This is a genomic window from Flavobacterium sp. FlaQc-30 (assembly GCF_044005885.1).
Classification (GTDB): Bacteria; Bacteroidota; Bacteroidia; order Flavobacteriales; family Flavobacteriaceae; genus Flavobacterium.
Genome location: NZ_JBIPCO010000001.1, coordinates 290,458 through 316,974, shown reverse-complemented (window position 1 = coordinate 316,974; position 26,517 = coordinate 290,458). Strand labels below are relative to the sequence as shown.

General features: G+C 34.5%; 18 protein-coding genes. 4 read left to right on the top strand and 14 right to left on the bottom strand.

The annotated features are described in order from the left end of the window. Nucleotides 1–27: 27 nt before the first annotated feature. From ACHRV0_RS01290 to ACHRV0_RS01235, 12 genes are all read right to left on the bottom strand, one after another. The gene (locus ACHRV0_RS01290; protein WP_395439657.1) at nucleotides 28–600 is read right to left on the bottom strand and encodes a Crp/Fnr family transcriptional regulator; all 573 of its coding nucleotides are present in this window, start codon (nucleotides 598–600) and stop codon (nucleotides 28–30) included. A 3-nt stretch (nucleotides 601–603) separates the two neighbouring features. Next, nucleotides 604–1,251, bottom strand: a complete 648-nt coding sequence (locus ACHRV0_RS01285) for an HAD family hydrolase (protein WP_395439656.1) — start codon at nucleotides 1,249–1,251, stop codon at nucleotides 604–606. Nucleotides 1,252–1,256: 5 nt separating this feature from the next. Continuing rightward, entirely contained in the window at nucleotides 1,257–2,465 is a 1,209-nt protein-coding gene (locus ACHRV0_RS01280) for an NAD(P)/FAD-dependent oxidoreductase (protein WP_395439655.1), read from the bottom strand. A gap of 234 nt (nucleotides 2,466–2,699) precedes the next feature. Further along, entirely contained in the window at nucleotides 2,700–3,377 is a 678-nt protein-coding gene (locus ACHRV0_RS01275) for a glycerophosphodiester phosphodiesterase (protein ID WP_395439654.1), read from the bottom strand. Nucleotides 3,378–3,624: 247 nt separating this feature from the next. Next, nucleotides 3,625–5,286 (bottom strand): alpha-amylase family glycosyl hydrolase, encoded by a 1,662-nt coding sequence (locus ACHRV0_RS01270; protein ID WP_395439653.1) that lies wholly within the window; start codon nucleotides 5,284–5,286, stop codon nucleotides 3,625–3,627. 210 nt (nucleotides 5,287–5,496) lie between these two features. Further along, nucleotides 5,497–7,374 carry a glycoside hydrolase family 13 protein gene (locus ACHRV0_RS01265; protein ID WP_395439652.1) on the bottom strand — a complete coding sequence of 626 codons (1,878 nt, stop codon included), beginning with the start codon at nucleotides 7,372–7,374 and terminating at the stop codon, nucleotides 5,497–5,499. 21 nt (nucleotides 7,375–7,395) lie between these two features. Next, on the bottom strand, nucleotides 7,396–8,022 hold the full coding sequence (locus tag ACHRV0_RS01260; protein WP_395439651.1) for a hypothetical protein: 627 nt from the start codon (nucleotides 8,020–8,022) through the stop codon (nucleotides 7,396–7,398). A 97-nt stretch (nucleotides 8,023–8,119) separates the two neighbouring features. Next, nucleotides 8,120–10,234 (bottom strand): glycoside hydrolase family 97 protein, encoded by a 2,115-nt coding sequence (locus tag ACHRV0_RS01255; RefSeq protein WP_395439650.1) that lies wholly within the window; start codon nucleotides 10,232–10,234, stop codon nucleotides 8,120–8,122. 29 nt (nucleotides 10,235–10,263) lie between these two features. After that, the gene (locus ACHRV0_RS01250; RefSeq protein ID WP_395439649.1) at nucleotides 10,264–12,567 is read right to left on the bottom strand and encodes a glycoside hydrolase family 65 protein; all 2,304 of its coding nucleotides are present in this window, start codon (nucleotides 12,565–12,567) and stop codon (nucleotides 10,264–10,266) included. Between the two features lie 142 nt (nucleotides 12,568–12,709). Further along, nucleotides 12,710–13,363: a beta-phosphoglucomutase gene (gene pgmB / locus ACHRV0_RS01245; RefSeq protein WP_395439648.1), complete on the bottom strand. Its 654-nt coding sequence runs from the start codon at nucleotides 13,361–13,363 to the stop codon at nucleotides 12,710–12,712. A gap of 18 nt (nucleotides 13,364–13,381) precedes the next feature. Then, complete coding sequence (locus ACHRV0_RS01240; protein ID WP_395439647.1) at nucleotides 13,382–14,737, bottom strand: MFS transporter; 1,356 nt, start codon at nucleotides 14,735–14,737, stop codon at nucleotides 13,382–13,384. 180 nt (nucleotides 14,738–14,917) lie between these two features. Next, on the bottom strand, nucleotides 14,918–15,949 hold the full coding sequence (locus ACHRV0_RS01235) for a LacI family DNA-binding transcriptional regulator (protein ID WP_089052497.1): 1,032 nt from the start codon (nucleotides 15,947–15,949) through the stop codon (nucleotides 14,918–14,920). Between the two features lie 236 nt (nucleotides 15,950–16,185). Between ACHRV0_RS01235 and ACHRV0_RS01230 the strand changes: the two genes are divergently transcribed. The 4 genes from ACHRV0_RS01230 to ACHRV0_RS01215 all read left to right on the top strand — a co-directional run bounded on the left by ACHRV0_RS01230 (nucleotide 16,186) and on the right by ACHRV0_RS01215 (nucleotide 24,604). Continuing rightward, entirely contained in the window at nucleotides 16,186–19,167 is a 2,982-nt protein-coding gene (locus ACHRV0_RS01230) for a SusC/RagA family TonB-linked outer membrane protein (protein WP_395439646.1), read from the top strand. Nucleotides 19,168–19,204: 37 nt separating this feature from the next. Next, a complete protein-coding gene (locus ACHRV0_RS01225; protein ID WP_129023894.1) occupies nucleotides 19,205–20,812 on the top strand; it encodes a RagB/SusD family nutrient uptake outer membrane protein in 1,608 nt (535 codons plus the stop codon). A 24-nt stretch (nucleotides 20,813–20,836) separates the two neighbouring features. Beyond that, on the top strand, nucleotides 20,837–21,658 hold the full coding sequence (locus ACHRV0_RS01220; protein ID WP_395439645.1) for a SusE domain-containing protein: 822 nt from the start codon (nucleotides 20,837–20,839) through the stop codon (nucleotides 21,656–21,658). Nucleotides 21,659–21,733: 75 nt separating this feature from the next. Further along, nucleotides 21,734–24,604: an alpha-amylase family glycosyl hydrolase gene (locus ACHRV0_RS01215; RefSeq protein ID WP_395439644.1), complete on the top strand. Its 2,871-nt coding sequence runs from the start codon at nucleotides 21,734–21,736 to the stop codon at nucleotides 24,602–24,604. A 120-nt stretch (nucleotides 24,605–24,724) separates the two neighbouring features. Here ACHRV0_RS01215 and ACHRV0_RS01210 read toward each other — a convergent pair whose 3' ends face one another. Further along, on the bottom strand, nucleotides 24,725–24,955 hold the full coding sequence (locus tag ACHRV0_RS01210) for a DUF6814 family protein (RefSeq protein WP_089057386.1): 231 nt from the start codon (nucleotides 24,953–24,955) through the stop codon (nucleotides 24,725–24,727). A gap of 12 nt (nucleotides 24,956–24,967) precedes the next feature. Next, nucleotides 24,968–26,464 (bottom strand): MFS transporter, encoded by a 1,497-nt coding sequence (locus ACHRV0_RS01205; RefSeq protein WP_395439643.1) that lies wholly within the window; start codon nucleotides 26,462–26,464, stop codon nucleotides 24,968–24,970. Between the last annotated feature and the right edge of the window lie 53 nt (nucleotides 26,465–26,517).

The following is a 26,517-nucleotide window of genomic DNA, read 5'->3' as shown; positions in this document are numbered from 1 at the left end:
TCCGTTTTTTAATCCACTTGATAAATGTTAAGAAATATCCTGACGGATTCTGCTCAGCGATTCAGGAGTAATGCCAAGAAAGGAAGCGATATAAATTAAAGGAGTTCGTTGAATTATTTTGGCTGGAGCCGAAGTTAAAAAAGTCTCGTATTTTTCTTTTGCCGGTATCATCTGCAATTTTAAAACGCGATCAGCCATGCAGAGGTAATTTTGTTCGGCAAGAATTCTTCCAACGCGTTCCCAATTTGGAATTTCTGAATATAAAAACTGCATTTTTTCAAATGTAATAGAAAGCACTTCACAATCTTCAATACATTGAATATTTTCAAAAGAAACAGATTGATTTATAAAACTGGAATAAGAAGCGATAAAACCTTGGTCAGTGCTTAAATACGTGGTAATTTCTTTTCCGTCTTTCAGATAATAAACTCGTGCTAAACCGTCAATAATAAAATAGATTTTATTGCTAATTTTTTCCATTGAGGAAAGAAATTCTTTGGCCTTAAAACTTTCATATTCAAAACAAGAATCGATTTTTTCGATTTCATTTTCAGAAAACGAAGCGATCGATAGTATTTGTTTTTGTAATGAAGAGTTCATGATTTATAATATCTCGATTAATTCCGAAGCATTATTAATAACCAATTTTGCGCCGCTGGTTTTCAATTCTTCTTCGGTTCTGTAGCCCCATGAAACACCAACAGGGAACATATTAGCATTTACTGCCGTTTGCATATCAATATCTGAGTCGCCAACGAAAAGAATTTCTTCGGGTTTTAAATTCCATCTTTTGCTTATTTCTATAGCCTCAAACGGATTTGGCTTTTTTAATGCTTCTGTGCTTAAACCAACTGCAGTATCAAAATGATTTGAAAATATCTCTGATGCTATTTTCTTCGTCAATTCATCGGCTTTGTTAGAAAAAACTGCCATTTTGATATTTTCTGAAGTCAGGTTTTCTAACAATTCTATAATACCTTCATAAGGTTTTGTTTTCACTGTACACATTTCGCGATATTCGTTGATCATGCATTCAAAACAAATTTCAATCTGTTCGTCTGAATTATTTGTTGATGGAAGTGCTTTGCTTACAAGATTTCGCAATCCACTTCCTATAAAATATTGATACGTTTCGTAAGTATGAGTTGGGAAATTTAGACCTTGAAGTACTTTATTCATCGCATCTGAAATATCGTGTAATGAGTCTACTAACGTTCCGTCTAAATCAAAAATAATTCCTTTATATTTCATTCTAATTAAATATTTTGAGCCAAAATAAACCCGCTTGTCCAGGCATTCTGAAAATTAAATCCGCCTGTAATAGCGTCGATATTTACAATTTCACCAGCAAAATAAAGGTTTTCGTGAATTTTACTTTCCATGGTTTTGAAATTGATTTCTTTTAAATCGATTCCGCCAGCGGTTACGAATTCTTCTTTAAAAGTACTTTTTCCGTTAACTTTAAATTCGGCTTTTGTTAATTGTGAAATCAAATTCTGCAATTGATTTTTAGATAAATCTGCCCATTTTGTTTCAACTTCAATTCCTGATGCCAAAACCAAACTTTCCCATAAACGGTTTGGAAAGTCAAAAGGAGATTTCTTAGAAACGGCTTTTTTAGCATGTTCCTGTTTTAAATCTTTGAGGATTTTTTCGGCATCTTCAAAATCAACATCATTTAACCAATTGACAAAAATGGTAAACTGATAATTTTTATCGTGTAAAATACGCGCTCCCCAAGCCGAAAGTTTTAGAATTGCTGGACCGCTCATTCCCCAATGCGTGATTAATAAAGGTCCTGTCGATTCGAGTTTTGTATCTTTTACGTTTACGGTAACTTGTGCCGCAACGCCAGGCAATTCTTTAATTCGGGAATCTTTTATGTTGAAAGTAAATAGGGAAGGGACGGGGCTTACAATTGCATGTCCGTGTTGTTGAAGCATTTCCCAGATTTTAGGATTGCTTCCTGTTGCCATTACTAATTTTTCTGCAGCATAATTATCAGTTTGTGTATCAATTTTCCAATGATTTTCTTTTTTGAAAATAGATTGTACACTTTGACCAGTTAGCACTTTTATGCCTAATTTTTCAGTTGCTTTTAAGAAGCAATCAATTATAGTTTGAGAAGAATTAGAAACAGGAAACATTCTGCCGTCTTCTTCAATTTTTAATTCTACGCCATGTTTTTCGAACCATTCGATTGTATCGCCAGAACAAAATTGATGAAAAGGGCCTCGAAGTTCTTTTTCTCCACGAGGATAAAATTTAACCAATTCGTTGGGCTCAAAACAAGCGTGCGTCACATTGCATCGCCCGCCGCCAGAAACACGGACTTTAGAAAGAACTTCCTTTCCTCTTTCTAAAATGGCAATTTTCAGTTTCGGATTTTTCTCTGCAATATTAATCGCAGTAAAAAAACCTGCAGCGCCTCCGCCAACGATGATTATGTCGAAATTTTTGATCATATTTTTTTGGTTGCCACGAATTTCTCGAAGTGGCACTAATTTTTTTTATTTGCCACAGATTACACAGATTAAAAGGATTTTTTCTTTTCGCCACGAATTTGCTTTGCCTATTCGCTATCGCTCGAGTCACAAATCTCGACGAATTATTTTATCCTATTTAAATTTGTGAAAATTTGTGTAATTCGTGGCAAACAAATCTGTGCTAATCCTTCAATCTGTGGCTATTTTTTACTTTTATATTTTGTCTGGATTATCAGAGATAATTCCGTTTACGTTATAATTTTTTACTTTTTGAATATCTTCTTCGCTGTTTACTGTCCACGGTAAAACAAGAAATCCTTTTTCCTGCATTTGATGAACATTTTCTGTATTCAATAAATTAAAATCAGGATGAATGGCTTTTGCTTTGATTTTTTCGGCGAAGGCCAAAGCTTTACTTAAATCTTCTTCTGTTAAAACACCAATTTGGATATTTGGATTTAGGTTTGAAGTTTCCTGCAGCATATTCCAATCAAAACTTGAAACGATGAAATTATTGTAATTCCAGTTTTTTTCTGAAATGTATTCCTCAATTAATGCAACAACTTTAGGTGCAGTTCCTAACCCTTTTAATTCGATATTGATCAGACATTTTTTGTCGACCAAATCAAAAACTTCATTTAAAGTTGGGATTTGATATTTCCCATCAATCAGAAATGATTTTAATTCAGCTAAAGAATAATTATTAACTAAACCTTTTCCGTTAGTGGTTCTGTCAATGGTTTCATCATGAATTACTATAATATGTCCGTCAGCGCTTAGATGAACATCAAGTTCAATTCCGTCTGAATTTAAGTCTAAGGCTTTTTGGAAAGCTTGTAAAGTATTTTCAGGTTCGTAGGCTTTGGCGCCTCGATGTGCGATCTTGAGCATCTGTTGTGAGTTTAACCGCAAAGGTCGCAAAGTTTTACGCAAAGGTCGCAAGGATTATAAAAAAAGTTAGCCACAGATTATTAGGATTAAAATGATTTGTTTTTTCGCCACGACTCGAGCGATAGCGAACTGGCGTAGCAATTCCACGAATTTTCACAAATTTAAATATGATAAAATAATTCGTGGAATTTGTGGCAGATAAATCTGGTGTTAATCCTTATAATCTGTGGCAGATTAATCTTTGCGATTAAATTAATTCTAGTAAAACAATATCAAAATCATTGTCGATAATGACTTTTTCGTCAATTACTTCAACTTCTTTATTTGAGTAAGTATCTCTTAATTTAGTTCCGTTTGGGAAGATATCGCCAACAGGCAGTTCTTTTCTTCCTTTTGGTAAATCTACACCCATAACCACTTTATCGGTAAAAGCACCTTTTGTAAAAATTCTGGAGAAAGTATAAGGATAGGGATTAATCAGTTTGTGAACGCCTGCACCAACAGCAGGATGGTTTCGTCTAAACTGTCCTAATTTCTGCCAATGTAAAAGTGTTTTTTGTGTTTCGGGATTGTTCTGAATATCATCCCAATTCATGTTCGAACGTAAAGTTGCATCGCCTTGAGTTCCTTCAACAACTAAAGATCTTGCTGATTCGTCTCCATAATAAACTTGGGACATTCCTGGTGAGAGTAATAATTTAGTTCCTGCTTCGATGCTTTTTGTTCGGTTCGCATCAAAAGGTTGTCCGTCGTCGTGAGAAGACATATAATTAAGGACAGAACATCCTTTTAAGTTATTGTTTAAAGCATTGGAATATTTAGAAAATAAACCTTCATAATCGTTTTGGGTTGCATTCCATTTGAACTCAAAGTTGATCATGCTGTTGAAACCATTCTGAAAATAATTAACTTTTCGATCTCCAAAATCATAATCCTGCCCGCCGCTTATTCCGTAACCGTAAACTTCAGCGATTGTATAAAACGGATTTTGATCTAAAACTTCTTTTGGATGGTTTTTCTTCCATGTTTCGAATGCATAATCACATTCTTTTTTAAAATCCGCCCAGACATTTTCATCTGTATGTTTTACTGTATCTCCACGATAGCCGTCAACTCCAAATTCTAGAATGTAATCGGTAAGCCATTTTATAATGTAATATTTTGGTGTTTTTGGATAACCTGTTCTTTTAAAGAATTCATTTAATGATGTAATTTCTTTTTCGTAACGGCCTTCTTTTTTCCATTTTTCGATTAATAAAGGAGGCAATTCAACTTCCTGTACACTTTCAGTTCTTACATCTGGAAGATTGTCCACCAAAGTACACATGGTTGTGTTTTCGAACGATTTGTAATCGCAGACAACGCCTGTTCTTACCCAATCAGACGGCCAAACAGGATCTTCTGGAGTTACCGGCCCCGTGTGATTAATTACTACGTCAAGAATGATTCTGATGCCTTTTTCGTGTGCTTTTTTTACCAGTTTAGCCAAGTCTTCTTTGGTTCCGAAGTTTGGATCGAGAGCTGTCCAATCTTTTGCCCAATAGCCATGATAGCCGTAACTAAGACCCGTTCCTTCATCAACGCCATCGTGGATTTGTTCAACAATCGGCGTAAGCCAAATGGCATTTATTCCTAGTTTTTCAAAATATCCTGATTCGATTTTTTTGGTAATTCCGATGATGTCACCGCCTTCAAATCCACGTAGTTTTCCGGGAGTTTTGGTTCGGTTAAAATTGACATCGTTTGAAGTGTCTCCGTTATAAAAACGATCTGTAAGTAAAAAATAAACATTTGCTCCTTCCCAAACGAAAGGTGTTTTTGAAGTATTATTCATTGTAACTGATTTTGAGCCAGAACAACCCGTAATTATGAATACTAAAGATAAAAAAAGGAAAGTGTATTTTTTCATTATTTGGGAAATTTTAAACATGTTGAAAAAAATAGCCACAGATTAAAAAGATTTAAAGGATTTTTTTCTTTTGCCACGAATTTTGCGAATTCCACTAATTCAAATATGATAAATAAATTCGTGGAAATTCGTGTAATTTGTGGCAGACAAAATCTGTGTTAATCTGTGTAATCTGTGGCTAAAAACCTTTGCGGACTTTGCGGTTAAGCTTTATTCCAATTCTAAAACCAAAGCTGATTTTGGCTCTAAAGTAATTTCAGTAGCTAAATCGAATGTTTTTCCTGTGATAACATCTTTTCCAGATTTAAAGTTTTTGATGCTTTCTTTAAAGCGGTTTGTTTTTACAACCTGCTCTTTTGCATTGTTATTGAAAACTACCATTACGGTTTTGTTGTCAGTATATCTGAAATAAACATATGTATTATTTTCCGGAATATAATGCGTCATTTTTCCGAAATGAACTGCTTCGTTTGTTTTTCTCCAGTTGAATAATTTTGAAGAAAAATCAAAGTAAGATGCTTGTTGAGTCGTTCTTCCTTCTTTTGTAAAAGCATTGTTTTTGTCGCCAGCCCATCCGCCTGGAAAATCCTGACGAATATCAGCATCTCCACCTTTACCTTTATCACCGCCCATTCCAATTTCTGAACCGTAATAGATTTGCGGAATTCCACGAACAGTAGCCAATAATGTCATCGTCAATTTGTATTTTGGTAAATCATATTTAAAATTATGATTTAAACGGTCTGTGTCATGATTTTCAGCAAAAACTAAGATGTTATTGGTGTTTGGATATAAAAAATCCATTGCAAAATTGTTGTAGAATTTAATCAATCCGCTGTCCCAGTTTGGTTCATCTTCACTGAAGGCAGAAGTAATCTGACTTTGAAGCGTAAAATCCATTACACTTGGAAGATTCGAATTGTAGTTTTCAATAGCTCCAATTTTGCTGTCTTTTTGCCAAAAAGCTAAATTTGCCTGATTATGCATCCAGATTTCACCCACAATATTAAAATTCGGATATTCATCTGTTATTGATTTTGCCCATTCTGCCATGGCAGTTTTATCAGAGTAATTATAAGTATCCACTCTAAATCCGTCAAGATTTGCAAATTCAATCCACCAAATAGCATTTTGAGTTAAGTATTTTGCAACCAAAGGATTTCTAAGATTCAAGTCTGGCATTGAAGGAACGAACCATCCATCAACACAAACTTCCTGATCTATTTTTGAAGCATGAATATCTGTAATTACTTCGCGTCTGTGATGTGTTTGTGTGAAAGTTTCGAATTGGTTGAACCAAGTTTTAGTTGGAATATCTTTCATCATCCAATGCGTAATTCCCCAGTGATTCGTCACATAATCCATAACCAGTTTCATGTTCTTTTTGTGCATTTCTGCCGATAAACGAGCATAATCGTCGTTTGTTCCGTAACGTGGGTCTATTTTATAAACGTCTGATTGTCCGTACGTATGATACGAATGTTGTTTGTCGTTGTCTTCACATAAAGGTGTACTCCAAATTGTCGTTGCGCCAAGAGAAGAAATATAATCTAAGTTTTTGATAATTCCTTCGATATCTCCACCATGGCGTCCGCTTGGATCTTGGCGATTTCCTTTTTCAGTTAAAGAAGCGCCGCTGTCGTTTTTAGGATTTCCGTTAGCAAAACGATCAGGCATGATTAAGTAAATCAAATCCGATGCGTCGTAACTTTTTCTGTCTGCCGAATTGGCTCTTCTTTCTTTAAGCGAATATTTCTGCGTAAAAGCGACTTTGTTTTTGTTTTTGAAAGAGAAAATTAATTCAGAAGCTTTTACATCTTTCGTATCAATAGTTACGAAAAGGTAGTTTGGATTTTCTGTTTTTTCTACATTTTTAATCACAACATTATTAGAAACAGAAGCTTCATATTGTGCTATATTTTTTCCGTAGAACATAATCTGCAATTCCGGATTTTTCATTCCAGCGTACCAAAATGGTGGTTCTACTTTTTGGATTTGCGCTTTCGCGGAAGCAGAAAACAAGAGAATTAATAAGAATGTTTTATAAAATATTTGATTGATCTCAAATGTTTTTTTTTGGTTGTTCATGTTTTTCTAGATTATTAGAAATTACTTTTTATTTATTTGTTTGGCATTTTCTTTTAGAATTTTGGCAATTGAATCTAAATCAATTCTGATGCTATCTACAACGGTCTTGCATAACAATTCATAATTTCTTTTTATTTCATTTACTTGAAGAAGTGTTCTTCCAGGTTCAAGTTTAGGGAATTCAGGTGATTTCGAATTACTTATTTTAATTAGTAAGGAATCAATTTTTTCATTTTCTTCAAAATAGATTTTATACTTGTTAAGAATTCCAATTATCTCACCAGTAGTTTTGTGTTGCTCAGCTCTATTAGCTTTCCAGTCTATTATTGCTTGTTCTGATTGAGATATAACAGCTTGTTTTTCAAATTCACTTGTGAAAATATGTAATGTTGCAATATAGTACATAGAAGAGCCGTAACTCTCTAAAAAGTTCTTATAAAAATTAATTAATACAGTGCTTTTTTCAGCAAACAAAGAGGAAATTTCGACTGCTATTTTTTTTCTTTCCGCTTTTTTTTGAATATTATTTTGTATTTGTAATGCTATAATAGCAATTGAAGCTCCTAATAATCCAATTAATACTTGCCATAATGGATTGTCATTAGTAAAAAAAGTTGATTGACTTTCTTGAAAACAGCATTGGCTCATAATTTATATAATTTTAATTTAATATTTATTTAAAGAGATCAATTTATAAAAAAAAAGACAAGTAATCTTGGGGGAGAGTTACTTGCCTTTTAAAGAATTATTTTGTTTCAATAATGCTTATTGCATAACCTCCGCCAGGAGCAGATAATTGAGATAATTTTGATTTATTTGTTACAGCAATTTTCTTGATTGTATAAGCCTGCGGATTAGTTTTGTAATGCGCATCTTTTGCATCAGCATAAATAGTTGCTGTGTATTTTTTTCCTTTTTCAAGGAAACTAAAATCAATGTTTGATGTACGTGGTGTTTCTCCGTTTACGTTTCCTACGAACCAATTATTTGTTCCTTTTGCTTTACGGGCAACAGTAATAAAATCTCCCGGTTCAGCTTCAATATATTTACTATCTGACCAATCTACTGCCACTTCTTTGATGAATTGGAATGCATCTGGAAAACGGTTGTAGTTTTCTGGAGTATCAGCGGCCATTTGTAACGGGCTGTACATAGTAACGTATAATGCCAATTGGTTTGCGATTGTACTGTTTACATGCGATTTGTTATCAGGATTCATTTTGCTGATATCCATTTCGAAGATTCCAGGAGTATAATCCATTGGACCTCCAATTAAACGTGTAAATGGTAAAACGGTAACGTGATTTGGTTTAGAACCTCCAAAAGCTTGGTATTCTGTTCCTCTTGCTGCTTCGTTTCCAATTAAGTTTGGATATGTTCTCGCAATTCCTGTAGGACGAACTGCTTCGTGAGCGTTTACCATAATTTTATAATCTGCTGCTTTTTCGATAGCGTATTGATAATGGTTTACAATCCATTGGCTGTAGTGGTTTTCACCTCTTGGCAAGATATCACCTACGTAACCGCTTTTTACAGCATCGTATCCGTTGTCTTTCATGAATTTGTACGCTGCATCCATATGACGCTCATAGTTACGAACAGATCCTGAAGTTTCGTGGTGCATAATGATTTTTACACCTTTTGATTTTGCATATTCGTGAAGCCCTTTTACGTCGAAATCTGGGTAAGGAGTTAAGAAATCAAAAACATAATCTTTTGAGTGACCAAACCAGTCTTCCCAACCTTCGTTCCATCCTTCAACTAAAACTGCGTCGAAACCATTTGCAGCAGCGAAATCAATGTATTTTTTTACGTTAGCATTGTTTGCACCGTGCGTTCCACTTGGTTTTGCTTTTGAAAAATCAGAAATTCCTAATTGAACTGTAGGGAAATCATTTGTGTAGGACCAAGAACTTTTTCCTGTAATCATTTCCCACCAAACACCAACATATTTTACTGGTTTGATCCAAGAAGTATCATCAATTTTTGATGGATCGTTTAAGTTTAAAGTCATTTTTGAAGACAAGATTTCTCTTGCATCATCGCTCACCATAATCGTTCTCCAAGGCGAGTGGCTTGGTGCTTGCATGTAACCTTTGTCACCTTTTGCATCTGGAGTTAGCCAAGATTCGAAAACCAAGTTTTTATCATCTAAATTCAAGTGCATACAAGAATAGTTGATCAAAGCAGCTTCGTGTAAGTTAATGTAGATTCCGTCAGCCGTTTTTAACATCAAAGAAGTCTGAACTCCTGTTGGGGAAAAAGATCTTTGAGAAACGTTTGCGGTATATGCTTTTTGAGATAAACCTCTAATTTCAGACAACTTCGATTTTGTATAATCGTATTCCTGAGTGTCATAATCTCCTGGAATCCAGAAAGCAGTATGATCGCCAGTCATTGCAAATTGCGATCTTTCTTCTTTGATTACAAAGTAAGTAAGATTCTTTTGCGCTGGAAATTCATAACGGAATCCAAGTCCGTCTTCAAATAAACGGAAACGGATAATGATTTGTCTGTCTGTACTTTTTTGGTTTAACGTTACAGCCAATTCATTATAATGATTTCTGATGTGATCTACTTCTCCCCAAACTGGTTTCCAAGTTTCATCAAAAGTTGAAGTTTTAGTATCCACAACTGTAAAGTCGTTCAACAAAGATTTTTTGTCATCTTTAAGTTCAAGACCTAATTTACTGGTTTTTACAACTTCTTTATTTTTGTATTTTAAATTGTACGTTGGAGTTCCGTCGTTTTGAAGAGAAAATTCCATTACGAACTTTCCTTCGGGTGATTTTAATTGTTGTGCTTCTGCGATCGAGCTAAAAGCAAACAAAATTAAACTTGCGAAAAATAAGTTTTTCATGTTTTTTGAGTTTTTAATTGTATTGTAATTTAATTTATTTGTACAAATTTACTTGCAATTACAGGTTTTCCGTTAACGATAATTGTTAAATCTTGATCGCCGTCTACAGTAAAAGTTGTTTCGTTGTGATTTACAGCTACTTTTAAAATTTGGTTTCTGAAATTAATTTTAAAAGAATAACCATTCCATTCTTTTGGGATTTTTGGAGAGAAATGAAGCTGATCATTTTTCACTCTCATTCCGCCAAAACCTTCTACAATACTCATCCAAGTTCCGGCCATTGATGTGATGTGACAACCTTCTTCCACTTCTTTATTATAATCGTCCAAATCCAAACGAGAAGTTCTTAAATAAAATGTGTATGCCATATCCATTTTATCTAATGCTGCAGCCTGAATCGAGTGTACGCAAGGCGAAAGCGAACTTTCGTGAACCGTAAATGATTCATAGAATTCAAAATTGCGTTTTAATTCTTCTTTCGAAAAATGATCTTCGAAGAAATAAAAACCTTGTAAAACGTCAGCTTGTTTGATGTATGGCGAACGTAAAACGCGATCCCAAGACCATTTTTGGTTGATTGGACGCTGTGATTTATCTAAATCTTTTACTGGAACTAAATCTTTGTCTAAGAAACCATCTTGCTGTAAGTATATTCCAAGTTCTTTTGAAATTGGGAAATACATATCATCAGCCACTTTTTTCCATTTCTGAATTTCATTCGCCGAAAGGCTAACTTTATCTAAAATGCGTTTGTGATCTGCAGGATATTCTGAGGCCACTTTTTCGATTTGTTCTGCAGCAAAATCAATACACCATTTTGCAATATAATTGGTGTAGAAATTATTGTTGATGTTGTTTTCATATTCGTTTGGACCCGTAACTCCCAAAATCACATATTGATTTTTATCTTTTGAGAAAGAAGCTCTTTGGTGCCAGAAACGCGCAATTCCGATTAAAACTTCTAAACCTTTTTCCGGAATATAAGAGTAATCTCCTGTGTAACGGTTATAATTGTAAATCGCAAAAGCAATCGCACCGTTTCTATGAATTTCTTCGTGTGTGATTTCCCATTCGTTGTGACACTCTTCACCATTCATGGTTACCATTGGATACAATGCAGCGCCGTTTTTAAAACCTAAATTGTCTTTAGCATTTTCAATCGCCTTGTCTAATTGATTGTAACGGTACGTCAATAAGTTTCTCGCAACCTGTTGATCTTTTGTAGCCATGTAAAACGGAATACAATATGCTTCAGTGTCCCAATAAGTCGATCCGCCGTATTTTTCTCCAGTGAAACCTTTTGGACCAATATTCAAACGAGAATCTTTTCCTGAATAGGTTTGGTTTAATTGAAAGATATTGAAACGAATTCCCTGTTGTGCTTTTACATCGCCTTCAATTGTAATATCTGACATTTCCCAGATTTTTGCCCAAGCTTCAATTTGATTTTGAAGTAAAGCATCATATCCTAAAGCAACAGCAGATTTAATTACTTTTTCGGCTGCAGCCAAAGTATTTTCGTGGTTTAAAGAAACCGTATAACCCCCAATTTTTTGAATTGATGAGGTTTGTCCTTTTGCTATAATAGTTCCGTAAGTGTATTGAACTTTATCTGCCGTTGAATCGATTGTAGATGGCGAAACATTGATGTTTTCTCCGTTTGCCAAAATCGTATTGTGCATGAAAGTTGTAACTTTAAAATGCGTTTTAAATGTTTGAGCCGTTACAAAAGCTTCGTTTGTGCCTTTTTTAACTTCAAGCGGTTCCCAGAATTTTTCTTCCCAGTTGGCATCTTCATTGGTTACGCCAGCATCAACATAAGGTTTGTAAACGATTTTTGCATCTTTATTTAAAGGTGTAATATCGTATTTAATGATTCCGGTTTCGTCTAAATCTAATGAAAGAAAACGACGTACGTTTACAGCGATTTCAGTTCCGTTTTTAAGAACAGCTTCAAAAGAACGATTGTACCAACCTTCTTTCATATTCAATTCTCTGCGGAAGTTTCTAACTTCGGTACACGTGTTTAAATCAAGATTTTCTTCGTTGATTTCAATGTCAATTCCTATCCAGTTTGGAGCGTTAAGTACTTTGGCAAAATATTTCGGATATCCATTTTTCCACCAGCCCACTTTTGTTTTGTCTGGATAATAAATACCAGCAATATAACTTCCTTGGAAAGTCTCGCCTGAGTATGTTTCTTCAAAATTGGCGCGTTGTCCCATAGCACCATTTCCGATACTAAAGAGACTTTCAGACGATTTGACTCTTTCGGCATCAAATCCTTCTTCAATGATCGACCAATTGTCTGGTTTTATATAATCTTGATTCATTTTTCTTTAAATTAGAAAATACGGCAATTTGATAATTTGATAATTGCCTAGGTTTTTTAATAACTTTTTTACATTCATTTGGGTAATTGTTGCATTAGAATATTTGTCGTACGATTAATTATCTCATTGACACATTTTCTAATTATCCAATTAACTTTTCAATAAAGCTTGTTTCGATTTGGGTAAAATCCTTAAAAATATGATCAGCTTCATGCAAAATTGTTTCCTCACCAATTCCCACGCTTACCATTTCGCCTATGTTCGCTGCCTGAATTCCTGCAACAGAATCTTCAAATACGATTGAGTCTTTTGGATCAATGTTTAATAATTGAGCCGCTTTTAAGAAAACTTCAGGGTCTGGTTTTGCATTGCTGACATCATTTCCGTCAACAATAACATCGAAGTAAGATAGAATACCTGTTTTTTCTAAAATTGGTCTTGCATTTTTACTGGCAGAACCTAATGCAATTCCTTGGTTTTTATCTTTTAATAGTTTTAGAATTTTTAAAACTCCAGGAAGAATCTCGCTTTCGTCCATGTCTACTAAATAAGATAGATAATCTTCGTTTTTTTGAATCAGCCATTTGTCTTTATCTTCTTGCGAAGCCTGAACATTTCCTAATCCAAGTATAATGTCAAGAGAGCGAACTCGGCTTACGCCTTTTAAAAGTTCGTTGTCTTCATGTGTAAAATTTATGTTTAATGCTTTGGCAATTTTCTGCCAAGCCAAAAAGTGGTATTTAGCGGTATCAACGATTACTCCGTCAAGATCGAATATGAAGGCTTTTTTGTTCATTTTAAAGGAAATTCTTCTTTATGATTTTAAAATAGTGTCGTCTACATCTTTTACTTTGTAGACTAAAAGAGCGGCAATTAAAAAACTTACTCCGCTTGTGATTAAGGCATAAATGGCATCGCCATTGTAAAGGTATTTTACAATTGGACCACCAATTAATGCGTTTACGATTTGTGGGATAACAACAAAAAAGTTGAAGATTCCCATGTAAACTCCCATCTTTTTTGGAGCAATAGATCCTGCAAGAATCGCATAAGGCATTGCTAGAATACTCGCCCAGGCAACTCCAATTAAAATCATTGGCAATACAACCCAGTCTTCATTTGGCATAAAATAAATAGAAATTAAACCTATTCCTCCAATGATTAATGATACAGCGTGAGTTGATTTTCGCCCGATTTTTTTAGCGATATACGGTAAGCAAAACAAAGCGACAAGAGCAGAAACGAAGTTGTAAACTCCAAATAGAATTCCGACCCAGTCACCAGCGTCTTGATATTGCTGGCTAGACGTATCGTCTAATGGTAATCCGTAGATGTGATGGGCGATTGCAGGAGTTGTAAAAACCCACATTCCGAATAATCCAAACCAAGAGAAAAACTGCACCCAGCTCAGCTGACGCATTGTGGTTGGCATTTTTGCAAAATCAGTAAAAATATCGGTAAGTTTTGATTTTTCCTCAGAATCAGAAATTACGTCATTTTGTGGATCTTCAAATTTGGCTAATTCTTCGGGCGAATATTCTTTGGTTGTGAATAAGGTTACTAAGATGGAACCAATTAAAACTGCGGCGCCAATAATAAATGACAAAGTAAGGTTTAATGGAACGCTTCCTGAAACTGTACTGTTTGGAATATGAAACCATTTTGTTAAAACATAAGGCAATGCTGAACCAATTACCGCTCCAAAACCAATCAATGAAGTTTGAATACTGAATCCTGCAGTACGTTGATCTGTTCTTAAATTATCGCCAACCAAAGCACGAAACGGCTCCATAGCAATGTTGAAAGAGGCATCCATAATCATTAACATTCCGGCTCCAACCCATAAAGCGGGCAAAACGGATATGAAAATATTAGCCTGCGGCATTAAAATTAATCCTACCGAAGCTAAAATTGCACCTACTAAAAAGAAAGGTTTTCGTCTGCCGAATTTACCCCAAGTTTTATCGCTGTAATGACCAATAACAGGCTGTACTATTAATCCCATAAGGGGAGCAATAATCCAGAACCATGATAGTTCATGTACATCGGCACCGAAAATTTGAAGAATTCTGCTGGCATTTGCATTTTGAAGTGCAAACCCCATTTGTATTCCTAAGAAACCGAAACTCATGTTCCAAATTTCCCAGAAACTTAATTTACGCTTTTCCATTATCGTAATTAAAGAATTAATTAGACGATAAGCGCTTTGCTTATCAAAACTTACTGTTTTTTTCGAAGTAAAAGTAAAAGCTTTGAGCAGGCGTAAAAGTATTAATTATTTTTTTAAATATGCTAACAAAAAAGCCATAAATATTTTTTATGGCTTTAGAAAAGGTTGATTTTAAGAATTTTAGTCAGTAGATTCTCGTTCTATTAAATGTGTTTCTATAACTTCTGTAGTGTAATTTTCGTTTTCTTCGTCGTCATCATCATGTTCGGCTTCGAGTCTTTCGATCAGCATTTTAGCTGCTTTATTTCCCATTTTTTCTCCGCTTTGACTTACTGTTGTAATACTTGGAGTAGAGTATTTTGAAATAATTCCGTCTGTAAAAGCGATTACCGCTAAATCTTCAGGAATTTTTAATCCCATTTTAGAAGCGGTTTTAATAATAGTTACGGCAAAAAGTTCGTTTACCGCAAAAACAGCATCAAAAGCTCTGTCGTGCAAAAGCTGACTGATGGTAATTTCGCAAGTATCTACATCTTCAATTTTTATGATTAAATCTTCATTGAATGGTATTCCGTTATCGCGAAGTGCTTTTTCGTATCCATCGGTTCTTAGTTTTCCAACACTTACATAATCTACTGTAGTTACTAATGCAATCTTTTTTCGACCGTTATCAATTAAGCTTTGCACCGCTTCGTAGGCAGCCGCTTTATCATCAATAATAACTTTATCACATAAAATATCGTTAGTAACGCGGTCAAACATTACTACGGGCATTCCTTGATTGATAACTTCAGTAATATGGTGAAAATCGCCTTTGAACTGTGTTTCTTTAGACAGTGACATGATAAAACCGTCGATACTTCCGTTGGCTAACATTTCCATATTTAGTACCTCTTTATCAAAAGAATCATCAGATAAACAGATCACAACACTATAACCGTGTTCGTTGGCAACCTGCTCAATTCCGTTGATAACAGTCGAGAAAAAATGATGTACAATTTCCGGAATGATAATACCAATACTTTTGGTTTTTCGATTTTTTAAACTAAGGGCAATATTGTTGGGTTTATAGTTGTAAAACTTTGCAAATGCCTGCACTTTTAAGCGTGTTTCTTCACCTATTTCAAGACTGTTTCTTAGTGATTTTGAGACAGTTGAAATGGATACGTCAAGTTCCTTTGCAATTTGTTTTAGTGTTATTTTGCGTTTCATAGTACTTATTTGAAAAAAATCTAATTGACAATAAAGGTGAATAATATTTTTGGGATTGACAATTTTTGACTTAAAAGATTACAAAAAATAGAAAGTTTTCAACACTACCACGTTTTCGTAAACCAATTAAAAATGCCTCTTGTTGAGCGTGTTAATTAATTCATAATTTTGAAATTCGAAGTAAAATTAAAAACTTAACTAACAATCAAAAACTCAAACTAATTTAAACAAAAAGTATGAAAACAATTTACAAAAAGTTGTTATTTTTATTCCTATTGTTGCCATTTACGGTGCTAGCTCAAAGCACTTTAAGTGGGACTGTTGTCGATAAAGCAACAGGTCAGCCAATACCAGGAGTAAACGTAAATGTACAAGGTGCTCCGAATGGTGCATCAACAGGATTTGATGGGAATTACCAGCTGTCAAATGTTAAAAACGGAAGTAAAATCGTTGTTTCTTTCATTGGATACAAAACAGAAACACTTGATTACACCGGACAAAAAATTTTAAACGTTTCTTTAGAAGAAGATACTAATCAGCTAAAAGAAGTTGTGGTACAAGTAGGTTACGGTACTGTTAAGAAAAAAGACGCAACAGGATCTGTTTCTCAAATTTCGGCTAAAGAATTTAATAAAGGAATTAACGTTACTCCAGAGAGTTTGATCAGTGGTCGTATTGCTGGTGTAAATGTTATTACAGGAGGTGCTCCGGGGGCTAAAGCGGATATTAGAATTCGTGGAGGATCTTCGTTAAGCGCATCAAATGAGCCATTAATTGTAGTTGATGGACTTCCTATGAGTAATGCTGTTCCTAGCGGATCAACAAGTATTTTGTCTACAATTGATCCAAATGATATCGAATCTTTTACGGTATTAAAAGATGCTTCTGCAGCTGCAATTTACGGTTCTAGAGCTGCAAATGGTGTAATTGTAATTACTACTAAAAAAGGAACAAAAGGCGGTGTAAAAGTTAACTTTAATTCTCAAGTAGGTATTAATACTGTTGCTAATACAGTAGATGTTTTAAGTGCTGATCAATATCGTGCTTTAGTAAATGAAAAAGGGACTGCTGCTCAAAAAGCTTTGTTAGGTACAGCAAATACGGATTGGCAAAAAGAAATCTTCCGTACTGCTTTAACAACAAACAACAATATATCTGTAAGCGGTTCATTGTTTAATAAATTGCCAGTACGTTTATCTGTTGGAAATGTAGATACTCCTGGAATCTTAAGAAATACTTCTTTTGAAAGAACAACGACATCGATATCGTTAAACCCAGTTTTATTTGACAATCACTTAAAAATTGATGTTACTGGAAACTTAGCTTTTGGAAAAAATCAATTTCAAGATGAAGGTCCGGTAATCAGCAGTGCTATTATATTTGATCCAACTCAGTCAGTTTACCAAGCAGGTTCTCGTTACGGAGGTTATTTTGAATGGTTGGAAGCAAATGGAAATGTACCATTGTTGCCAGCAAGAAACCCTGTTGCAAGATTGAATCAAGATGAGCGTAGAGCAACTTCTACTAGAAAATGGGGGAATATTAGATTAGATTATAAATTTCATTTCTTCGAAGATTTAAGAATTGTTGCTGAGGCAGGTATCGATAAATTTGATAGTAATGGGTATACAAGAGTGAGTACTGAAAGTATTACAGGATTCCAGCCTACTACATTTGATAAAGGTAACTGGACTAATTTAGGAGGATATACAGGTTATACAGACAGTCGTCAGAATAAAAACTTAAATACTTACTTTAATTATACTAAAGATTTAGGCAAATTTAAAATTGATGCTACAGCTGGATATAACTACCAATTGTTTCAACGTGAGGGATATAACTCTGGCGATGTTATGAGACCAAATCCGCCTGCGGATGTTACTACAGATCCAGACATTAACTTACAATCGTATTTTGGACGTTTGAATTTAGGTTACGACAGCAGATATTTATTAACAGTAAATTACAGAAGAGACGGAACTTCACGTTTTTCTAAAGAAAACAGATGGGGTAATTTTGCCGGAGGTGCTTTTGCATGGAACGTGGCTGAGGAAGAATTCTTAAAAGACAACTCGACTTTATCAAGTTTAAAATTAAGAGTTGGTTACGGAACTACAGGTCAGCAAGATATTCCGCCTGCATACGATTATTTGCAGCGTGTAACATTAGGAACGCTTAATACACAATATCTTTTTAATGGCGTTATCTACAGAGCAGCAAAACCTGAAGGATATAACAAAGATATCAAATGGGAAGATTTAGCAGAGATGAACGTAGGGGTTGATTTTGGTTTTCTTAATGATAGATTAACAGGTACTCTTAATTATTTTGATAAAAAATCTAGTGATCTTTTAGCTGAGATTCCAGTTCCAGATGGAGCAAATATCAGAAATCAAGGATATAGTAATATTGGTAGTGTAAGAACAAAAGGGGTTGAGTTTAATCTTCAATCTGACATTATTAAAAATGATAAATTAACATGGAATGTTGCTGTTAATGCGACTTACATTGATCAAAAAATCTCTGATTTAGGAACTACTGTTCCAGGATTTCAAGGATATATTACAGGTGATGTTATTGCTGGTGGTACAGGAAATCAAGTGTTGATACATTCTGAAGGATTTGCTCCAAATTCATTCTTTGTTTTCGAACAATTATATGATGCAAATAAACGTCCAATTCAAGGTGCGTATGCAGACAGAAATGGCGATGGTGCTATTACCGATGCAGATCGTTATAAATTTCATAAACCAACTGCAGATTACACTTTTGGATTATTCTCTACTTTAAATTACAAACAGTTCGATTTTACAATGAACTGGAGAGCCAGCGTAGGAAATTACATTTTCGATAACGTAAGTTCTGATAAAGGATATTTACAAGCTGGTTTAAGAAGAGATTCTGATTTAGCCAACATAACTACAGATTATTTCAATACTGGGTTTACTACAGAAAGTAATTCTAATGGAACGCAGCGTAATTACTCTGATTATTTTGTAAAAGATGCTTCTTTTATCAAGTTAGATAATATTGTACTAGGATATACTTTTGATAAAAAGTTATTAAAAGCGGCAACATTGAGATTTACTGCTGGGGTGCAAAATGTTTTTGTTCTTACGAAATACAATGGTTTAGATCCTGAAAAATTCAACGGAATTGACAATAACGTTTATCCAAGAGCTAGAACATTCTTGTTTGGAGTAAACGCGAATTTCTAATAGTACATTGAAAAATAAAATTTTAAAAATAAACAAAATGAAAATATCATTTAAATATATATCTTATTTTCTCCTATTCATATTAGGATTAAGTATGACGCTTACTTCATGTACGGGAGATTTGGACGTGAAGCCAACAGATGATGATGAGTTTCTTTCTGACGACTTTTTTAAAGATCCGGCATCATATAAGCAAGTATTGGCAAAATTATATGCAGGTTTGTATGTAGGAGGAAATGACGGTGACGCCTCTCCTGATATTTCAGGACTTGGTGGTGATTTTAGCAGTTATTTACGATTGATGTTTGTTACCCAGGAGTTTCCAACAGATGAAGCTATTATAGCTTGGTCAGATGATGGTTTACCTGCGATAAATGGACAAAAATGGAGCCCTAGTAATCAGTTCTTGTACGGAATTTTTTCGAGAGCTTTTTATGAAATCAGTGTTGCCAATGAGTTTTTAAGACAAACTACAGAGGAGAAATTAACTGCAAGAGGTGTTGATGCTAATTTGAAAGCAGAAATTATAAAATTTAGAGCTGAGGCTCGTTTTTTAAGAGCGTTCTCTTATGTTAATTTGATAGATTTGTTTGGTAATGTGCCAATTACTACTGAGAATGATCCTGTTGGTTTCTTTTATCCAGAACAAAAAACAAGAGCTGAAGTTTTCGCTTTTGTAGAGGCTGAATTAAAAGATATGGATAAGACTTTAGCAGCTTCTGGAGCTAATGAATATGGAAGAGTAGATAAAATAGCAGCTAAATTTTTATTGGCACAGATTTATTTAAACTCTAAAGTATATACAGGAACTGAAAGAAATAATGATGCAGCTACTGTATGTAATGAAATAATTACAGGTTCTACTTACCGTTTTGCAGATGTACCATATCGTTATTTATTCTCTGCTGACAATAACAGAAATGGAGCTCAAACAGAGTTTATCTTTCCTATTGTTGGAGATGGTAATGCTATCAGAGCAATTGGGGGTGGTATGAGTTTTATTATTCATGCGTCTATCGGAGGAAGTATGGTATCAGCTAATCAAGGTATGGACGGAGGCTGGTCTGGAACAAGAGCAAGACCAGAATTTGTTAAATTGTTTCCTGACGCAACTGCAACTGCTGATCAAAGAGGTACTTTTTATACTAACGGTCAAACTCTAGATATTGCTGATTATGGAGTATTTACTAATGGATATGCAGTTACAAAATTTATCAATGTAAATTCTGATGGTACTGCTGCGCAAAGAAATGATATGCCAGATACAGATTTTCCAATGTACAGATTGTCAGATGTGTATTTAATGTATGCTGAGGCAACACTTAGAGGAGCATCAACAGGTAATACTGCAAAAGCTTTAGAATATGTAAATAAAATTAGAGTTAGAGCAAAAGCAGGGGTTATTACAACTTCTGATTTAACTCTGGACTTTCTTCTAGATGAGAGAGCAAGAGAATTGTTTTGGGAATGTCACAGAAGAACAGATTTGATTCGTTTTGGAAAATTTACAGGAGCATCTAAAATCTGGCAGTGGAAAGGCGGCGTTAAAAATGGAAGCGGAACAGATTCATTTAGAGATCTAATGCCTATTCCGTCTCGAACTATTCAGGCGAACCCAACTTTAAAACAAAATCCAGGATACTAACTAACCTTATAAAAAATAAATAAAATGAAAAATATACATAAAATTTTAATCGCATTCATTGGTGTTTTAGCGGTGTCATGTAATTCAGATGATGTAGAAAACAGACCAGTAATACAGCCAGTTACGGCTCCAGTTTTATTAAGTCCTCAGAACGATTTTAATATTGTTCTTACAAAGGAAAAAGAAAAAGAAGTTGCAACAACTGTAATATGGAATGACGCTAAGTATGATGGTACTGCAACGGTTGTAAATTATACAATCGAAATTGCAAAAGCAGGAACTAAATTTGCGGCTCCTATTGCAGTAACTACAACTACAGCTCGTTTTAAAGCTTTAACAGTAGCCGAATTAAACTCTGCTTTAGTTAATGGAGGTTTTGTTGAAAAAGAGGAAAATAATGTTGATATCCGTATTAAATCTACGGTTGGTACTGGTGCAGAAGCGCAATATTCTAATTTCTATACTATTAAAGCTACTCCATATCACGTGCCGTTGGCAAGTTCACATTGGTTAGTTGGAGCAGCTACTCCAGGTGGATGGTCATGGGATGGTGATGCTGAAACAGAATTCCCTTTAGTAGTTGGGAAAACAAATGTTTACCAAGTAAAAGTTGTTCTTAAAAGCGGAGAAGCATTTAGAGAGTTTTTATCAAATGACTTTACAAGTGGTGGAAACTGGGGCGCTAGTAACAGCCGTAACTTCCCTTACTATTCTGGATTAGGTTATACAATAGATTCAGAATTAGTAAATGCTGGTGATGGTGACAGCAACTTTAAATACACTGGACCAACTGGACTAAGAACTTTGACAATTGACAATGGTGCAAAAACTATAACAGTAGATTAGTTCTAGCATGAATAATTAAAGGGCTATCTGTAAAAGGTAGCCCTTTTTTAATCTAACTAACCATTAACCGCAAATATGAAAAAAACTTTACTATTAATTTTTCTATTGTTATCTACGGTAATTTTTGGACAGGTGCAAACTATAACCTATTCCATAAATCCGCCGACTTTTGAAGATACGACCTCTATTACAATTACAATAAATGGAAATAGTGTAAATGAATCAGCTTGGTCAGTAACAGGAAATGCACTATATCTTTGGTCATGGTCTTACGATGTAAATGATGCGAATCAACAAGATTCGCCTTCTAATGGATCTTGGACCGCTTCGGCCGAAGCTGGTAAATTTACTTATAATGCAGGAACAGATACTTATACAAAAACATTTACGCCGTCTGCCTATTTTAATAGAAACGGAATCGGAAAATTTGGTTTTCTAGTTAAAGCTAAGGATGGTACTGGATCTAAACAGTCACAAGATATTTTAGTTGAGGTTGGTTCCTTTCAGGTAACATTGACTTCTCCTGTAGAGAACAGTAATACCGTTGTTGTAAATGGAGGAAGTTTAAATATTGCAGCGACAAATACAAATGGAACGGCGAGTTATACATTAAATTCAAATGGAGTAGTAATAAATTCTAATTCTAGTTCATCTAGTTATTCGTTTAATCATACAAACATTATAAGCAATCAAAGTTATGAATTGAGTGTTACTCAGGCATCAACAACGGTAGTTAAAAAATTTACTGCGATTGTTGATCCTAATACCGTTTCTGAAGCTATGCCTGCAGGTTTGGCAGATGGAATTAATTACAATGCTGATGTTACAAAAGCAACTTTGGTATTAGATGCTCCTTTAAAAGATTTTGTTTACGTTTCAGGAAGTTTTAACAACTGGCAGCCCACATCAGCGTATGCCATGAAAAAAGATCCTGTTTCAGGTAAATTTTGGTTAGAATTGACAGGATTGGTTTCAGGACAAAATAATACGTATCAATATTGGGTTGTTGATAAAACTCCTTTAGCCAATTCACCTTCAATGGTAAAAACGGCTGATCCTTACTCAACTTTAGTATTGTCACCGTATGATGATTCTTCAATTCCTGCAGCTTCTTATCCAAATATGCCCGTTTATCCAACAGGACAGAGTTTTGAAGTTACAGTACTTAAAACAGGGCAGGCACCTTACAATTGGCAGGTTACTAATTTTACAAAACCAGAAAAAGACAAGCTAGTTGTTTACGAAGTGTTAGTTCGCGATTTTGACGCCGCTCGAAGCTATCAAAGTTTAATAGATAAGATTGATTATTTTAAAACACTTAAAATAAATGCAATAGAATTGATGCCGATAATGGAATTTGAAGGCAATGAAAGCTGGGGTTACAATACTTCGTTTCATATGGCTTTGGATAAATTCTATGGCACTTCAGATAAATTAAAAGAACTTATCGATTTATGTCATCAAAACGGAATTGCTGTAATTCTAGATGTGGCTTTAAATCATGCCTTTGGACGTAATCCGATGGTGAGAATGTGGATGAATGATCCTGATGGAGATGGTTTTGGTTCGCCTACGACTGAAAATCCGTATTTTAATACCGTTGCAAAACATACTTTTAGTGTAGGAGAAGATTTTAATCATCAATCTGCAAAAACACAATATTATGTAGAGCGTGTAATTAAACAATGGATCGAAGAATATAAAATTGATGGTTTCCGTTGGGATTTAACCAAGGGATTTACTCAAGCCTGTACAGCATCAGATCAAACTTGTACTAATAATTATCAGCAGGATAGAGTTGATATATTAAAGAAATATGCAGATTATTCGTGGAGTTTGGATCCTACTCATTATACTATTTTCGAACATTTAGGATCTGATACAGAGGAAAAAGAATGGGCAAATTATAGAGTAAATGATCCCGTTAGTAAAGGCGTGATGATGTGGGGAAAAATGACAGATCAATACAGTCAATTGGCAATGGGATATGCATCAAACAGTACTATTTCAAGAATGACAAGTTCAAGTCGTGGTTTTACAGCAAACAGATTAATGGGATATGCAGAAAGCCATGATGAAGAACGTTTAATGTATAGAAATTTGCAATATGGAGCTTCGGGCGGTACTTATGATGTAAAAACGTTAAACACAGCATTATCAAGAATGTCTGCAATTGGAGCCGTTTCCTTATTGATTCCAGGGCCAAAAATGATTTGGCATTTTGGAGAGTTAGGCTGGGACAGCTCAATTTTTACTTGTAATAATAATACAGTAAATACAGATACAGATGCTGCTTCTGGCGATTGTAAATTAGATACAAAACCACAGCCTCAATGGACAAATAATTGGTTAGGAAATACCAATCGAAATAAAATTTATTACGACTGGGCAAAAATAATTAATCTTAAAATAACCGAGCCTGTATTTTTAGGAACTGCAACAGTTGCCAGTGCTAATTCACTTTCGGTCAACATAAAAATTACAAACAACGCTTTGGCGGCTAATCAGTTAAAAGACGTATTGATTTTGGCGAATTTTGATGTGACAGCGCAAAATGTACCAACAGGTTTTCAATATACTGGAACATGGTATAATTTAATGGATAACACCACAATAAATGTTTCTGATGTTAATGCTTTAATAAATATTCCCGCTGGAGAATTTAGAATTTATGGAAATAAAGTTGCGAATTTAGCTATAGCCGATTTCGAAAAAGGTGCAACAGTCAATTTATATCCAAATCCAGTTTCGGATTACTTTACATTAAACATATCGGCAGCAAAAGTGCAGGTTTATAATACATCAGGACAATTAGTAAAAAGCTTTAATATAAACGGGAAAACAGATTTTCAGTACGAAGTAAGTGATTTAGAAGCGGGATTGTACATTGTAAAAGCAATAGATGAGAATAAGAAAACTCAGGTAATGAAATTTATAAAAAAATAGTGTTTAGTTGATTTCTTATAATGCGTTTGAACTCAATTAAAACAACAGTAAGTTTTGGTTTGGTTAGTAGTGAAAAGGGCTTTTCTAGTAATAGAAGGCCCTTTTTTTTATAGATGATTATTATGCTTTCTTTTTATCGTTGTATTCTCCAATTAAAGCAAAGTAACCAAAGGTGCCAAGACCTAAAACAATTAACGGCGTAAGAATAAAAAGAATAATAATGCCAAAGACCAAATCGTCTTGTTTGTCTGAGAGCAATTTGGGCAAGCCAAATTCAAACACACAGAAATAGGCGGCAGCAATGGAAAGTACAATCCATAAAACACCTAAAATTTGTTTAATCGCATTCATAATAGTGGTTTATTAAAGGTGGTTAGTTTTGTTTTTGTTGTCAATATAAATCATTCCAATTACAAAGCATATAGAAGCAATGATAATTGGATACCAAAGTCCGTCGAGATAAAAATCACTTTTTCCTGCCGCTTTTGAATGAGTTACAAAATAAGTTGAAATTGCAGGAAGCAGACCTCCAAAAATTCCGTTTCCTACATGGTAAGGAAGAGACATCGAAGTGTATCTAATTTTAGTAGGGAACATTTCAACTAAAAAGGCAGCAATTGGACCGTAAACCATAGTGACAAATAAAACCTGAATGAAAACCAGAAAAATCAAAGTCCATTCGTCGCTTGAATTGATATTGATCGAAATACTGCTTTGAGATTCTTTTTTATCAGCAAAATCAGTTTTCTTTTCAATATAAGTGGTTCCGTCTGTATACGTTTTAGAAATTATTGTTATGGTATTATTCTCGGCTGTTGTTTCAGTGTTTTGTGTTGTTTTTTCTGTGATTTCGGTTTTATAACTTACATCGGTAGTGCTGTACATCATTTTGTAAATTGGTCTGTAGAATAAAATGGCCAAAAGCATTCCTGTCATCATAATGTATTTTCTCCCAACTTTGTCACTCAGCCATCCAAAGACAATAAAAAATGGTGTTCCTATTAATAAAGCGATTCCCAATAATCCATCCACTTGTGATGAATCTATGTTCATAACCGTTTTCATGAAACTCATAGCATAGAACTGCCCAGTATACCAAACAACACCTTGTCCCATTGTCGCACCAAATAATGCCAGCAAAACAAATTTTAAATTGTATCGATTCCCAAAACTTTCTTTTAACGGATTCGCGCTTGTTGTTCCTTCTTTTTTAGCTTTAGCAAAAACGGGAGATTCGTCCATGTTTTTTCTAATTAAATAAGAAACACCAACCATTGCAATAGAAACCCAAAAAGGAACGCGCCATCCCCATGAATCAAAAGCCTCGCTCGAAAGTACATTTTTAGTGGCTAGAATTACCATTAATGAAATGAACAAACCAACAGTTGCAGTTGTTTGAATCCAGGAAGTCCAATATCCTTTTTGATTTGCCGGCGCATGTTCTGCAACATAAGTAGCTGCGCCGCCATATTCTCCTCCAAGTGCTAATCCTTGCAGTAGACGCAAAATTAAAACTAATAAAGGAGCTAGAAAGCCAATTGTTTCATAACTCGGAATACAGCCTATTAAAAAGGTAGAACCGCCCATTAATAATAAAGTAGCCATGAAAGTATATTTTCGACCAATAATGTCACCAAGTCTGCCAAAAAACAAAGCCCCAAAAGGGCGAACAACAAATCCCGCAGCAAAAGTGGCTAAAGTCGATAAAAATGCTGCAGTAGGATTATCGCTTGGGAAAAATTTAGTTGAAATTACAACGGCTAAACTTCCGAAAATGTAAAAGTCATACCATTCAATCATTGTTCCCATGGAAGAGGCAGAAATTACTTTCCAAATGCCTTTAGTAGAAGTTTTGCTCATAAAACTGCTTTGAAATCTTATTAGTAAATGAAAGATAAAATTATAGTTTTACG